General features: G+C 68.7%; 15 protein-coding genes and 1 pseudogene. 9 read left to right on the top strand and 7 right to left on the bottom strand.

Annotation, left to right across the window (positions count from 1 at the left end):
• Positions 1–44 precede the first annotated feature (44 nt).
• Genes atpE through yaaA form a run of 9 tightly spaced genes read left to right on the top strand, consistent with a single transcriptional unit; the run spans position 45 to position 7386 of the window.
• Positions 45–266: an ATP synthase F0 subunit C gene (gene atpE / locus O159_RS09140; protein WP_018190348.1), complete on the top strand. Its 222-nt coding sequence runs from the start codon at positions 45–47 to the stop codon at positions 264–266.
• Between the two features lie 32 nt (positions 267–298).
• Entirely contained in the window at positions 299–853 is a 555-nt protein-coding gene (locus tag O159_RS09135; protein WP_021755513.1) for a F0F1 ATP synthase subunit B, read from the top strand.
• On the top strand, positions 853–1644 hold the full coding sequence (locus tag O159_RS09130) for a F0F1 ATP synthase subunit delta (protein ID WP_021755512.1): 792 nt from the start codon (positions 853–855) through the stop codon (positions 1642–1644). The genes O159_RS09135 and O159_RS09130 overlap by 1 nt, the downstream gene beginning before the upstream one ends.
• 26 nt (positions 1645–1670) lie before the next feature.
• Positions 1671–3326 (top strand): F0F1 ATP synthase subunit alpha, encoded by a 1656-nt coding sequence (gene atpA / locus O159_RS09125; RefSeq protein WP_021755511.1) that lies wholly within the window; start codon positions 1671–1673, stop codon positions 3324–3326.
• A 26-nt stretch (positions 3327–3352) separates the two neighbouring features.
• The gene (locus O159_RS09120) at positions 3353–4252 is read left to right on the top strand and encodes a F0F1 ATP synthase subunit gamma (protein WP_021755510.1); all 900 of its coding nucleotides are present in this window, start codon (positions 3353–3355) and stop codon (positions 4250–4252) included.
• A gap of 37 nt (positions 4253–4289) precedes the next feature.
• A complete protein-coding gene (atpD, locus tag O159_RS09115; protein WP_021755509.1) occupies positions 4290–5753 on the top strand; it encodes a F0F1 ATP synthase subunit beta in 1464 nt (487 codons plus the stop codon).
• 2 nt (positions 5754–5755) lie between these two features.
• Positions 5756–6031 (top strand): F0F1 ATP synthase subunit epsilon, encoded by a 276-nt coding sequence (locus O159_RS09110; protein WP_021755508.1) that lies wholly within the window; start codon positions 5756–5758, stop codon positions 6029–6031.
• A 1-nt stretch (position 6032) separates the two neighbouring features.
• On the top strand, positions 6033–6590 hold the full coding sequence (locus tag O159_RS09105) for an AAA family ATPase (RefSeq protein WP_021755507.1): 558 nt from the start codon (positions 6033–6035) through the stop codon (positions 6588–6590).
• 1 nt (position 6591) lies between these two features.
• Positions 6592–7386: a peroxide stress protein YaaA gene (gene yaaA / locus O159_RS09100; protein WP_021755506.1), complete on the top strand. Its 795-nt coding sequence runs from the start codon at positions 6592–6594 to the stop codon at positions 7384–7386.
• Positions 7387–7405: 19 nt separating this feature from the next.
• Here the strand turns inward: yaaA and O159_RS09095 are convergent.
• The 7 genes and pseudogenes from O159_RS09095 to O159_RS15835 all read right to left on the bottom strand — a co-directional run bounded on the left by O159_RS09095 (position 7406) and on the right by O159_RS15835 (position 12507).
• A pseudogene (locus O159_RS09095) lies at positions 7406–8022 on the bottom strand (DNA-3-methyladenine glycosylase I).
• The gene (locus O159_RS15845; RefSeq protein WP_236609461.1) at positions 8019–8267 is read right to left on the bottom strand and encodes a methylated-DNA--[protein]-cysteine S-methyltransferase; all 249 of its coding nucleotides are present in this window, start codon (positions 8265–8267) and stop codon (positions 8019–8021) included. Before O159_RS15845 ends, O159_RS09095 begins: the two are co-directional and overlap by 4 nt.
• Positions 8268–8391: 124 nt before the next feature.
• On the bottom strand, positions 8392–8514 hold the full coding sequence (locus O159_RS16315; protein WP_269078344.1) for a hypothetical protein: 123 nt from the start codon (positions 8512–8514) through the stop codon (positions 8392–8394).
• A gap of 216 nt (positions 8515–8730) precedes the next feature.
• Positions 8731–10062, bottom strand: coding sequence for a hypothetical protein (locus O159_RS09085; protein ID WP_144267630.1), 1332 nt, complete (start codon positions 10060–10062; stop codon positions 8731–8733).
• Positions 10059–10757: a hypothetical protein gene (locus O159_RS09080; protein WP_144267628.1), complete on the bottom strand. Its 699-nt coding sequence runs from the start codon at positions 10755–10757 to the stop codon at positions 10059–10061. The genes O159_RS09085 and O159_RS09080 overlap by 4 nt, the downstream gene beginning before the upstream one ends.
• Complete coding sequence (locus tag O159_RS15840; protein ID WP_236609460.1) at positions 10754–11611, bottom strand: S8 family serine peptidase; 858 nt, start codon at positions 11609–11611, stop codon at positions 10754–10756. Before O159_RS15840 ends, O159_RS09080 begins: the two co-directional genes overlap by 4 nt.
• A complete protein-coding gene (locus tag O159_RS15835) occupies positions 11566–12507 on the bottom strand; it encodes a protease pro-enzyme activation domain-containing protein (RefSeq protein WP_236609459.1) in 942 nt (313 codons plus the stop codon). Before O159_RS15835 ends, O159_RS15840 begins: the two co-directional genes overlap by 46 nt.
• Positions 12508–12811 lie beyond the last annotated feature (304 nt).

Genomic DNA, 12811 nt, shown 5'->3' with positions numbered 1-12811 from the left:
TCGCGCATCCGCACGGATCGCCATCACGGAAGGAAACACATAACGTGGACATCGCTGCTATCAACGGCAACATCGCCACCGTCGGCTACGGTCTCGCCGCCATCGGCCCGGCCATCGGCGTGGGCATCGTCGTCGGCAAGACCATCGAGGGCGTCGCCCGTCAGCCCGAGCTGGCCGGCCGTCTCCAGGTCCTGATGTACATCGGTATCGCGTTCACCGAGGCGCTCGCCTTCATCGGTATCGCGACCTACTTCATCTTCCAGTAAGTCCTCTTTATCCCATCCCGTAAGGAGGAACGATGCTCAGTAGCGTCGTGATCGCCGCGTCGGGGGAGCAGCACAACCCGCTGATCCCCGAGCCGGCCGACATCATCGGCTCGCTGATCTGCTTCGTCGTCATCCTGTTCTTCTTCTGGAAGCTTGTGCTCCCGCGCATGAAGAAGCTCCTGGATGAGCGTGCCGAGGCGATCGAGGGCAACATCGCGAAAGCCGACGAGGCCCAGCACAAGGCCGAAGCCCTGCTGGAGGAGTACACCGCCCAGCTCGCGGACGCCTGTGCCGAGGCCGCGAAGATCCGCGAGGCCGCCCGGGCCGACGGCCAGAAGATCGTCGCCGAGGCCAAGGACGCCGCGACGGTCGAGGCCGCCCGTGTGACCGTGGCCGCCCAGGCCCAGATCGAGGCCGAACGCCAGAGCGCCCTGGTCTCGCTGCGCAGCGAGGTGGGCTCTCTGGCCATCGACCTCGCCTCCGGCGTCGTCGGCGAGGTCCTCACCGAGGACAAGAAGGCTCAGGCGATGGTCGATCGTTTCCTGGCCGACCTCGAAGCCGCTGAGAAGGTGGGGACGGCCAACTAATGGGAAGCGCCACCAGAGAAGCACTGGCCCGCTCCGTCTCGGCTCTCGCCGGCCTCGGGCCCCAGGCCGATCTGGCGACGGCTGAAGACCTGTTCGCCGCAGGACGAGTCGTTGCCGACTCCGCCCAGCTCCGAGCGGCCCTCGGCGATCCCTCGGCCGATCCGGCAGGCAAGGACGCGCTCGTGAAGCGTGTCTTTGGCGCGCTTTCCGCGCCGGCGGTCGCCCTGATCGGCGTCGTCGCCGGCGAGCGCTGGTCCGATCAGGACGATGTCCTGGCCGCGATCGACGAACTCGCCATCCGCTCGATCGCCGCGTCCGCGCCGTCCACTGTCGACATCTCCGCAGAGCTGCTCGCGTTCGGAGGCGCCGTGACCTCTGACGCGGAACTCGAGCTGGCGTTGCGCAGCAAGCTCGCGGCCCCGGAGACGAAGGCGGCGCTGGTCGAGCGTCTGCTGGTGGGCAAGGCCAGCGAGCAGACGGTCTCCATCGCCCGTCAGCTCGTGCTGCAGCCGCGTGGCCGCAGCATCCGGGAGGGCCTGCGCGATGCGGCCCGCATCGTCGCCGCCCAGGACGGGCAGAGAATCGCCACCGTCGTCAGCGCGGCTCCGCTGCCCGTCGCCCAGGCCGAGCGCCTGCGCGCGGGCCTCGCTGCGAAGTACGGCGACCTCAAGCTCAATCAGGTCGTCGACCCGGCGATCCTCGGGGGACTGCGCGTGCAGATCGGCGACGACGTCATCGACGGCAGCGTCTCCTCGCGTCTCTCCGAACTCCGACTTCAGCTGGTGGGCTGACCGCCTCCAAGATAGGGAACACAACGATGGCAGACATTTCGAGCAGCCCCAGAATCTCCATAAGCGCTGACGAAATCCGGGACGCGCTCAAGGATTTCGTCTCCGCTTACGAGCCCGCGAAGGCCGAGACCTCCGAGGTCGGACACGTCCTCGACGCCTCCGACGGCATCGCCCACGTCGAGGGCCTCCCCGGCGTGATGGCCAACGAGCTCATCCGCTTCGCGAACGGCACCCTGGGCCTGGCCCAGAACCTCGACGAGAACGAGGTCGGCGTCGTCGTCCTCGGCGAGTTCGACGAGATCGTCGAGGGCATGGAGGTGACCCGCACCGGCGAGGTCCTCTCCGTCCCCGTCAGCGACGGCTACCTCGGCCGCGTGGTCGACCCGCTGGGCAACCCGATCGACGGCCTCGGCGAGATCGCCTCGGAGGGCCGCCGCGAGCTCGAGCTCCAGGCCCCCGGCGTCATGCAGCGCAAGTCGGTGCATGAGCCTCTCCAGACCGGCATCAAGGCGATCGACGCCATGATCCCCGTCGGCCGCGGACAGCGCCAGCTGATCATCGGCGACCGCCAGACCGGCAAGACGGCCATCGCGATCGACACGATCATCAACCAGAAGGCCAACTGGGAGTCGGGCGACGTCGACAAACAGGTCCGCTGCATCTACGTCGCCATCGGCCAGAAGGGCTCCACCATCGCCTCGGTCAAGGGCGCGCTCGAAGACGCCGGTGCGATGGAGTACACCACCATCGTCGCGGCCCCCGCCTCCGACCCGGCCGGCTTCAAGTACCTCGCCCCCTACACCGGCTCGGCCATCGGCCAGCACTGGATGTACGGCGGCAAGCACGTCCTGATCATCTTCGATGACCTGTCTAAGCAGGCCGAGGCCTACCGCGCCGTGTCGCTGCTCCTGCGCCGTCCGCCGGGGCGCGAGGCTTACCCGGGCGACGTCTTCTACCTGCACTCCCGCCTGCTGGAGCGTTGCGCCAAGCTCTCCGACGAGCTGGGCGCCGGCTCGATGACCGGTCTGCCGATCATCGAGACCAAGGCGAACGACGTCTCGGCGTACATCCCGACCAACGTGATCTCGATCACCGACGGCCAGATCTTCCTCCAGTCCGACCTCTTCAACGCCAATCAGCGTCCCGCCGTGGACGTCGGCATCTCGGTCTCCCGTGTCGGTGGCGACGCGCAGGTCAAGTCGATCAAGAAGGTCTCCGGCACGCTCAAGCTGGAGCTGGCGCAGTACCGCTCGCTCGAAGCCTTCGCGATGTTCGCCTCCGACCTCGACGCCGCCAGCCGTCGTCAGCTCGCCCGTGGCGCGCGTCTCACCGAGCTGCTCAAACAGCCGCAGTACTCGCCGTTCCCGGTGGAGGAGCAGGTCGTCTCGATCTGGGCCGGCACCAACGGCAAACTCGACGAGGTCGCCGTCGAGGATGTGCTGCGCTTCGAGTCCGAGCTGCTCGACCACCTGCGCCGCAACACCGACATCCTGACCACGCTCCGCGAGACGAACGTCCTGGACGACGACACCGTGGAGAAGCTCGCCGGCGAGGTGGACGCCTTCAAGCTCGAGTTCCAGACAGGTGAGGGCAAGCCGCTCTCCTCGGTCGGGCGCGAGGAGTTCGAGGCCATCGCCGAAGAGGATGTCAACCAGGAGCGCATCGTCAAGGCGAAGCGCTGAGCCGCCAGAGGAACTGAGGAAGACACATGGGAGCACAGCTTCGGGTCTACCGGCAGAAAATCAAGTCTGCCCAGACGACCAAGAAGATCACCCGTGCCATGGAGCTGATCTCCGCCTCACGCATCCAGAAGGCACAGGCGCGGGTGGCCGCGTCGTCGCCCTACGCCCGTGCCATCACGCGTGCGGTGTCGGCGGTGGCGACCTATTCGAACGTCGACCACGTTCTCACCACGGAGCCGGAGAGGATCGAGCGCGCCGCGGTCGTCATCTTCTCCTCGGACCGCGGACTCGCCGGCGCGTTCAACTCGAACGTGCTCAAAGAGTCCGAGAAGCTCGCCGAGCTGCTGCGCAGCCAGGGCAAAGAGGTCGTCTACTTCCTGATCGGGCGCAAGGCGCAGGGCTACTTCAGCTTCCGCCGCCGCGCGTTCGAGCGGGTGTGGACGGGGAACACGGACGCCCCCGAGTTCGAGCAGGCCAAAGAGGTCGCTGACGCGATCCTGGAGTCCTTCCTGCGCGATTCGGCCGATGGCGGCGTGGACGAGATCCACGTCATCTACAACCGCTTCGTGAGCATGCTGACCCAGGAGCCGCAGGTCATCCATCTGCTGCCTCTGGAGGTCGTGGAGGGCGTCGAGGAGCCGGACCGCACCCAGGTGCTTCCGCTCTACGAGTTCGAGCCGGACGTCAACACCGTGCTCGACTCGCTGCTGCCCGTCTACATTGAGAGCCGCATCTTCAACGCCATGCTGCAATCAGCCGCCTCCAAGCACGCGGCCACGCAGAAGGCGATGAAAGCGGCGAGCGACAACGCCGACAAGCTCATCACCGACTACACGCGACTGGCCAACAATGCCCGACAGTCGGAGATCACCCAGCAGATCTCCGAGATCGTCGGCGGCGCCGACGCGCTGAGCGGCGCACACTGACACCGGCCGAGATTTCACAACGAGAGAGATAAGAATCATGACTACTGCTACCGCCGAAGCCCAGGCTTCGACCGCGCAGCCGGCCGGCGTGGGACGCATCGCCCGCGTCACCGGTCCGGTCGTCGACATCGAGTTCCCGCACGACTCGATCCCGAGCATCTACAACGCTCTGAAGACCACCATAACCATCGGCGAGCAGTCGACCGAGATCACCCTCGAGGTCGCCCAGCACCTCGGTGACGACCTGGTGCGCGCCATCGCCCTCAAGCCGACGGACGGCCTCGTCCGCGGCGGCGAGGTCCGCGACACCGGCGCGCCGATCTCGGTGCCCGTCGGCGACGTGACCAAGGGCAAGGTGTTCGACGTCACCGGCCAGATCCTCAACGCCGAGCCGGGCGAGACGATCGAGATCACGGAGCGTTGGCCGATCCACCGCCAGCCGCCGTCGTTCGACCAGCTCGAGTCGAAGACCCAGCTCTTCGAGACCGGCATCAAGGTCATCGACCTCCTCACGCCGTACGTGCAGGGTGGCAAGGTCGGCCTCTTCGGCGGTGCGGGCGTCGGCAAGACGGTCCTCATCCAGGAGATGATCCAGCGCGTCGCGCAGGACCACGGCGGTGTGTCGGTGTTCGCCGGTGTCGGCGAGCGTACCCGTGAGGGCAACGACCTCATCCACGAGATGGAGGAGGCGGGCGTCTTCGACAAGACCGCGCTCGTCTTCGGTCAGATGGACGAGCCGCCGGGAACGCGTCTGCGCGTCGCCCTCTCGGCCCTGACCATGGCGGAGTACTTCCGCGACGTGCAGAAGCAGGACGTGCTGCTCTTCATCGACAACATCTTCCGCTTCACCCAGGCCGGCTCCGAGGTCTCGACCCTCCTGGGTCGCATGCCCTCGGCCGTGGGCTACCAGCCGAACCTCGCCGACGAGATGGGCCTCCTCCAGGAGCGCATCACCTCGACCCGCGGTCACTCGATCACCTCGCTGCAGGCGATCTACGTCCCCGCGGACGACTACACCGACCCGGCGCCGGCGACCACCTTCGCCCACCTCGACGCCACGACCGAGCTCTCCCGTGAGATCGCGTCGAAGGGTCTGTACCCGGCCGTCGACCCGCTGACCTCCACCTCGCGCATCCTCGACCCCCGTTACCTGGGCGAGGACCACTACCGCGTGGCCACGACGGTCAAGCAGATCCTCCAGAAGAACAAGGAGCTGCAGGAGATCATCGCCATCCTCGGTGTCGACGAGCTCTCCGAAGAGGACAAGATCACGGTGTGGCGTGCGCGCCGCATCCAGCAGTTCCTCTCGCAGAACACCTACATGGCGAAGAAGTTCACCGGTGTCGAGGGATCGACCGTCCCGCTGAAGGACACCATCGAGTCGTTCGACGCCATCGCCAAGGGCGAGTTCGACCACGTCGCAGAGCAGGCCTTCTTCAACGTCGGTGCGATCTCCGACGTCGAGGAGAAGTGGGCGCAGATCCAGAAGGAGAACGGCTGAGCATGGCAGTCCCCGGCGCCAGTAGCCTCCGTGTCAGCGTTGTCGCCGCCGACCACGAAGTGTGGTCGGGCGAGGCGAAAATGGTCGTCGCGCGCACCGTGGAGGGGCAGATCGGCATACTGCCCGGTCACGAGCCGCTGCTCGCCATTCTCGCCTCCGGCGAGGTGCGCGTGACCCTGAACGGCGGGGAGTCGATCGCGGCGCAGGCCGACGACGGGTTCCTCTCTGTGGAGAACAACGTGGTCATCGTCGTGGCCCGGCAGGCGGAGCTCGTCTGACATGGCGGAGCGGGCGGCCCCGGTGGAACGGCAGTTCGGTGACATGCGTGTCCCCGTCCTCGTCGTCACAGCGGGGTTGCCGGGCTCCGGCAAGTCCACGATCGCCGGGATCGTGGCCGCGCGTCTGGGCGCCGCGGTGATCTCTGTCGACCCGATCGAGGCCGCCATCCTGCGCGCCGGCATCGACGACGACCAGCCGACCGGACTCGCTGCGTATCTGGTGGCCGAAACGATGTCCGAGCACGTGCTGCTGGCGGGCCACTCGGTCATCGTGGACGCCGTCAACGCCGTCGAGCCTGCCCGATTGCAGTGGAAGGCCCTCGCAGAGCGCTGCGGTGTCAAGCTGCGAGTCATCGAGACCGTCTGCTCGGACGAAGAGCTGCACGGCGAGCGCCTCTCCCACCGTACCGGTGTGATCGCCGCGTACGCGGTCGAGCAGAGCATCGAGGACTACGCGGAGTGGACAGGGTCCTGCGCCTCTCTGCCGCGCGTGACCCTCGACACCTCGCGGCCGCTCGGCGAGAACGTCAACGCCGCGCACGCTTTCCTGGAGGGATAGCGTGCTCATCCTTCTCCCGCCCTCTGAGACGAAGAGAGACGGGGGAGCACCGGTCCCGCTCGTCCTCGACCGGCTCGGGTTCGCGGCGCTCGCCCCTGTCCGGGCAGCCGTGCTCGCCGATCTCGTCTCGCTCTGCGCCGACCGGGACGCTGCCGTCAAAGCGCTGAAGCTCGGGCCGAAGCAGGCCGCGGAGGTCGATCGCAACCGTGCGCTGGAGTCCGCGCCGACGATGCCGGCGCTCCTGCGCTACACGGGTGTGCTCTACGACGCGCTGGAGGCGGACGGCTTCACCGAGGAGCAGTGGCGGTTCGCGGTCTCCGCTGTCGCCATCCAGTCGGCGTTGTTTGGGGTGGTCGGCGCGGCCGATCCCCTTCCGGCCTACCGGCTCTCGTTCGACTCGCGGCTTTCGCCGTCGCTGAAGAGACGCTGGGCAGAGCCGGGCGCTGCGGTTCTGGGATCGCATCCGGGGCTCATCCTCGACCTGCGCTCGGAAGGGTACGCTGCGCTCGCGCCGCTTCCGCTGCGGGAGGAAGCCCACTCTGTGCGGGTTCTCGCGCGGGACGAATCGGGCACGGTCCGCGCGCTCAACCACTTCAACAAGCAGGCCAAGGGTCTTCTGACCCGGGCCCTCGTGGAGGCCGGCGCCGACCTCGCCACGACGGACGATCTGCTTGCCTGGGCATCGGATGAGGGCTACGCCTTGACCCGCGCAGCCGACGGCAGCCGCGATTTGGAGCTCATCGTCCCCGATGTGGCGGGCTCGCCCGGCAGGCTCCGGGCCGTGCTGCGGCGATGAACGCGCCGCGCGCGAGGTCTCACTGCGCCGCGCGGAAACATCCCTCGACGTGGTCGTCCACCATTCCGGTCGCCTGCATCAGCGCGTACATCGTGGTCGGGCCGACGAAGCGGAAGCCGCGACGGCGGAGCTCTGTGCTCAGCGCCGTGGATTCCGCTGTCACCGCCGGGGCCTCCGACCACGCCTGGGGGCGGGGGGCGGCCTTCCGGGGAGCGAAGCCCCACAGGAGCTCATCGAGCGGGACATCCAGCTTCAGGACCGCGTGGGCGTTCGCGATGGTCGCCTCGATTTTGCCGCGGTGGCGGATGATCCGCTCGTCCTGCAGCAGGCGGAGGACGTCGTCTTCGGTCATCGCCGTGACCCGCTCCGGCTGGAAGCCCAGGAACACCTCGCGGAAGGCCGGTCGGCGGCGGAGGATCATGATCCAGGAGAGGCCGGCCTGGAAGCCTTCGAGGCAGATCTTCTCTTAGAGGGCCTTCGGGTCGCGCTGGGGAGTTCCCCACTCCTCGTCGTGGTATAGCGGATCTACTCGGCGTCGTTCGCGGGCCAGGGGCAGCGCTGGAGGCCGTCGTGGCCGATGACCGCCGCCGGACGGATCGAGGCGGCCGGCGGTGCGGTGGTGGGGTTCTCGCTCATGCGGCCAGCGTCGTTCCCTCGTACTCCAGCAGCCACAGCTTGGTGGGGATGCCTTCGCCGCCGAAGTAGCCGGTGACCGTGCCGGAGGAGGACAGCACGCGGTGGCAGCCGACGATGATCGGCACGGGGTTGGCGTCGACCGCGCCGCCGATGGCCCGGCCGTACCCCGCATGGCCGAGGGCGAGACCCAGCTCGCCGTACGTTGTGAGCGTGCCGAACCCCAAACCGGCCAGCCGCTCCCACACCGCGCGGCGGAACGGCGTGCCCCCGAGACGCAGCGGGAGGTCGAAGTCGCGCCGGTCGCCCGCGAAGTACTGGGCGAGTTGCTCGGCAGCGTCGTCGAGGACGGCGGTTGTGCGTTCGGGGCGCTCATCGTGTGGCAGGATTCCACCGCGGGCGATCGAGAGAGGTGACGGCCTCGCCGTCGCCGGTCAGCTCGATCCGCCCGATGGGGCTCGGGACGCGGAGGAGGTAGCCGGATGAAGTGCTCATGGTTCGACTCTAGGCCGGACTCCCGACATCCACTCGCGGAAATCCGACAGGGACCAGCGGCCCCGATGCGCCAAGGTCGCCACGGTCTGGCCCCGCGAGGAGCGACCGGTGCCGTCGGAGCACGCTGCTGCGCGCACATTCGGGGACCGCGAAAGCGGCGGCCGGACAAGTCGCGCACGGGCGCGCTTGTCCGACCACCGCCTCCGTTTCCGCAGGTCAGTCCTGCGTCGGGGGAACGCGGCGGCGGCGGAACACGGCGATCCCTGTTCCGGCCGCGATCAGGACGCCTGCCGCCACGAGCAGCTCTGGCGCCACTGTCGAGCCGGTGCTCGCGAGCGCTGAGGAGCCGGCGTCGCCTCTTCCGGCCGGGCTCCTGCCGTCCGGCGCGAGAGCACCGGGCACGAGTCCGCCGCCAGGACCCGTGCGCGCCGGCGTCAGCGTCGGCGTCGAGTCGACGGGCACCGCCGCCGTGGTGAGCACCGCCGCGACCACATCCGTGGCAAGCCCGGACGCATCGGTGAGGTGAAGGCCGTGGACGGTCACCTCGCTTCCGTTGCGGGACTGCTCGTTCAGGACGACGCCGATCGTCGTCCCCGGCACGTCGATCCGGGTGTTCGGGGCGATCGCTCCGGCGGCGAGAGGCTGGCCGGCCAGCGTCCCGCCGTCCGAGGAGACGACGACACCGGCGCCCGAGGCCTTCACCAGCAGGTTCTTGAGGGCGACCTCGACGGTGGTGCCGGGGTACAATCGGAGTCGTCCGACCGCAGCGCTCGCGCCGGTGGCGCTGGAGGTCGTGGTCACCGAGCTGACCGCGATCTGGCCCGCGTTGCCATCGCCGGCTGTGGGAGCCGAAGCGCTCTCCTCTGCCGCAGTGGCGAGCGTCTTCGCGCTCTTCTGGGGCTGAGCCGTCGCCCGCGACACAGCGACAGGTCTCACGGGGCTGGGCCCGGTCGCCGCGACGCCATACGAGTTCCAGGCGGGCAGTGTTCCCGTCTCGCCCGGATTCGCCGGGTCCGCTGGTTTGGCCGGTGTGGTGGCTTTGGGTGGGGCGAGCACGACCGTTCCGAGTGTGACGCCCGGGTTCGCGTGGGTCAGATCCTCGTAGCGGAGGGCGTTGATCGTGACCGATCCGTCCGCTGCTGTGGTCCGCTCGTTGAAGTGGACCCGCACTCGCTCCGCACCGTCGGAGTCCAGACCGGTGTAGAGGTCCGTGGCGGTGTTGACCCAGACCCCGTTGGCGAAGACAGCGCTCGATGTGTTGTCGAACGTCACTGTCGAGGAGCCGTCGGCCGCCACCGAGAGCCGGAGGCCGTAGACGCGGAGAGCGTTCCACCGGTACTCGCCCACACCGGAGGTCTGGTCGGGCACTTGGGTGAACTCGCCGATCCCCACCGAGGCGCTTCCGTCCGTCGCGGTCGTGACGCTCACATTCTTGGCGTGCGCCGGGTAGCTGCTCGCGGCGTCGACGGTGGAGGCCGTCTTGGTCTGCCCCTCCCCGGACACACTCGGCTCGCCGGCCACAAGCGCCGACCCGTCGGGGGCTGTCACCCGGACCCCTGTCGCCGTGACGCGAGCGGGGGCCGGAGCCACAGCCGGGCAGGTGATCTGGCCCGCGCGGATGCGCCAGATCTCGGAGGCTCCCGCCTCCGCCTCGACGCGCAGCGCGGTCGTGGTGATGGAGCCGTCTTTGTTGGTCGTGCGCTCACCGACGATGATCTTGGTCGCCCCGTACGGGAACTGGGCAGTTGGTAGGTGAATCCCGGTGTCGCCGTCGCTGTCGCCGTGATGTCCGTCCCGTTCACCGTGAGCGCGGTGAAGGAGACCACGGACGCCTGTGTCGGACCGCAGCTCACGCTCAGGCCGCGGAAGGTCACGGGCACACGGTCGCGGAGGGTGAACTCGCCGGAGCCGATGGCCGCGGTCGCACCGGTGGGGCCGGCTGTGACGGCCAGGTCGCTGGTGCGGGTGGTGTTCAGCCTCAGCACGTCGCCGGTGGCGTCGAGCTGCGACGACGCCCCGGCGCCGGTCGTCCACGAGACGGAGGGTTTCGGCGCCTGGAGGGTATCGTCGTCGATGTCGATGATCTCGACTCCGGACGCGCTGTACGTCGCTGCTGTGGCCGCGGCGGCCGGCGCTGCGGGGAGCAGCGTCGCGGGGAGCAGGGCGGCGGCCGTCGCCGCGGCCGCGACGGCCGCGGCGGCCAAACGAGCCGCCGGCCGCCGGAGAAGGGTTCGTGAGGTCATTTCGCCTTCTTTCCGAAGTTCTTGATGAAGTCGATTCCGGTGGGCACGCCGAGGCCGGTGACGGGGTCCCACCCTGTCGAGGACTGCAGCGATTGCGGCTTCGTGTCCCAGACGAAGATCGTCTCGGGATAGATCGCGCCCTTCTCCGGTCCCTTCGGGGACCAGGTGGCCGCCGAGGCCGGGGCGACATCGCGGAGCGCGGGCGTTCCGGCCAGCGCGTACAGCGCCGGGCTCGCCAGGCCGATCTTCACGCCCGTCGCCGCTTTGGCGAGAGCCACCATGGAAGCGACCATCGGAGTCGCGAGGCTGTCGCCGCCGTGGCTCACCGCTGCGGTGGTGCCCTCGTGGGGTCCGTAGACGACGAAACCCGTGTTGGGGTCGGCGAGAGACGCGACATCGGGGACGAGGCGCCCCGCTCCCGCGCGGTTGGGAAGCGCGGTGCGCTGCCAAGTCGGGCGGTCGTCGACGGCGGACTCCCCGCCGCCCGATCCGAAGGCGAACCCGGGCGGGACGATCCCGCCGGTGCGCGCGAAACGCGACTGGATCTCCCAGCCGGCCTCGACGGCGATCGTGCCGTCCTGGGCGAGGCCGGTGCTCGTGCCGCCGACGGCGGTGAGGTACGGGCTCGAAGCCGGTGAGGAGACGCTCGTGCCTGCGGCATGATCGCCCTGGGCCGAGTAGTCGCCATCGTTGCCCGATGAGGCGAAGACGGAGATGTTCCGGCTCGCGGCCTCGACGAGCACGCGGTTGAGCAGTGTCCGATCGTCCGCGGTGTCGAGGTTCTCGGTCGAGCCGAAGGAGAGGGAGATCACATCGGGCCCTGCGTGGACCGCTTCGAGAATGCGCAGGAACATCGCGGTGGTTCCGCAGTCCTCCGCCCCCAGTACTCGATCTTCGCCTCCGGCGCTATCGCGTGGACCGCCTGCACGTCCAGGTGCTGTTCCTCTGTCCACGAGTTCGGGCCTCCGCAGCGGGAGACGGCGGGGTGGTCCGGCGCGTGGTGGACGTACTGGCCATCGGTGAGCGCGGGCTCCCCCATCAGCTGAGAGTATTTGTCTGTGTTTGCCGCGACGGAGGGATCGTTGAAGGCCGCCACGATCGCGACCTTCGTGCCCGCGCCCCGGTAGCCGTCGGGGACCTGCTGCACCGCCCGCAGCTGCTTGGGCGAATAGCCGCACAGCGAGTTGGAGCGGTGCTCGACGGTGAGGGAAGCGGGCCACAGCGAGCTGAGCTTCTCGCCCCAGTAGGCCGCGCAGTCGGGGCTGTCGACCGGCGTCCCCGCCGCCGACGCCGTGGGCCGGTAGCCGTCTCCCGTCACCACGCCGGAGACTCCGACGATCTGCGGCAGGGAGGCGGGGACCGAGAGCGCGGTCGTCGGTGCGACGGTGGAGCCCGATGACCGCGAGTACACGGCGAACGCGGTGTCGAAGGCCGCGGCCACACGCGACCGTGCGCCTTTCACCCGGAGGACGCCGGTGCGGTCGTCCCATCTGGATGCGTCGAGCCCGTGGCCATCGAGCCACTCGGCGACGGCTCGCGCCTCGGCGGCGCTCGATCCGGCGCGCAGCACGACGGCCAGGGTCGTGTCGGCGTCGGGGGCGGGCAACGAGGCCGTCGTCGCGGTCCAGCCCGGGACAGAGCCGGTCAGGGGGGGTCGCGAAGGGTCGGGGCCGGCGGCCAGAGCGAGGCCGCCGATCGTGAGAGCGGCCGCAGCGCCTGCTGCGGCCCGGACAAGGACGTGTGAGAGCATCGTCACCTTTGCAGATCGGGTGGGGGAGGCCGGGGAAGGAGCTCCCCGGACAGGACACACCCTAATGCTTATTGAGAATAATTCTCAACGCCTGCAATGGGCCCTCGGGGGTCTTGCATTGCCCGACTGTATCATTATAAAACCACCCATACATTATAAATTAAGTTTATATCAAAAATTTTCGTGGTGCCGGGCTTCGTGGTCGCGGGCGCTTCTTCCACGACGCCTTCCGCTGGGGGTTTGCCGCGATCGGCGTTCTGGGGGTGGAGGGTGGTACCTAATGAACACGACCAGGGGCAGGTCG

It is taken from the genome of Leifsonia xyli subsp. cynodontis DSM 46306 (assembly GCF_000470775.1).
Taxonomy (GTDB): domain Bacteria; phylum Actinomycetota; class Actinomycetes; order Actinomycetales; family Microbacteriaceae; genus Leifsonia; species Leifsonia cynodontis.
The sequence above is the reverse complement of the archived record's forward strand: the minus strand, read 5'-3'. Positions and strand labels throughout refer to the sequence as shown.

Bases quoted from the DNA above. Each gene is read 5' to 3' on its own strand.
- O159_RS09135 (WP_021755513.1), top strand. From the start codon at position 299: ATGCTCAGTAGCGTCGTGATCGCCGCGTCGGGGGAGCAGCACAACCCG.
- O159_RS09130 (WP_021755512.1), top strand. From the start codon at position 853: ATGGGAAGCGCCACCAGAGAAGCACTGGCCCGCTCCGTCTCGGCTCTC.
- atpA (WP_021755511.1), top strand. From the start codon at position 1,671: ATGGCAGACATTTCGAGCAGCCCCAGAATCTCCATAAGCGCTGACGAA.
- O159_RS09120 (WP_021755510.1), top strand. From the start codon at position 3,353: ATGGGAGCACAGCTTCGGGTCTACCGGCAGAAAATCAAGTCTGCCCAG.
- atpD (WP_021755509.1), top strand. From the start codon at position 4,290: ATGACTACTGCTACCGCCGAAGCCCAGGCTTCGACCGCGCAGCCGGCC.
- O159_RS09110 (WP_021755508.1), top strand. From the start codon at position 5,756: ATGGCAGTCCCCGGCGCCAGTAGCCTCCGTGTCAGCGTTGTCGCCGCC.
- O159_RS09105 (WP_021755507.1), top strand. From the start codon at position 6,033: ATGGCGGAGCGGGCGGCCCCGGTGGAACGGCAGTTCGGTGACATGCGT.
- O159_RS16315 (WP_269078344.1), bottom strand. From the start codon at position 8,514: ATGAGCACTTCATCCGGCTACCTCCTCCGCGTCCCGAGCCCCATCGGG.
- O159_RS09080 (WP_144267628.1), bottom strand. From the start codon at position 10,757: ATGACCTCACGAACCCTTCTCCGGCGGCCGGCGGCTCGTTTGGCCGCC.
- O159_RS15840 (WP_236609460.1), bottom strand. From the start codon at position 11,611: ATGTTCCTGCGCATTCTCGAAGCGGTCCACGCAGGGCCCGATGTGATC.
- O159_RS15835 (WP_236609459.1), bottom strand. From the start codon at position 12,507: ATGCTCTCACACGTCCTTGTCCGGGCCGCAGCAGGCGCTGCGGCCGCT.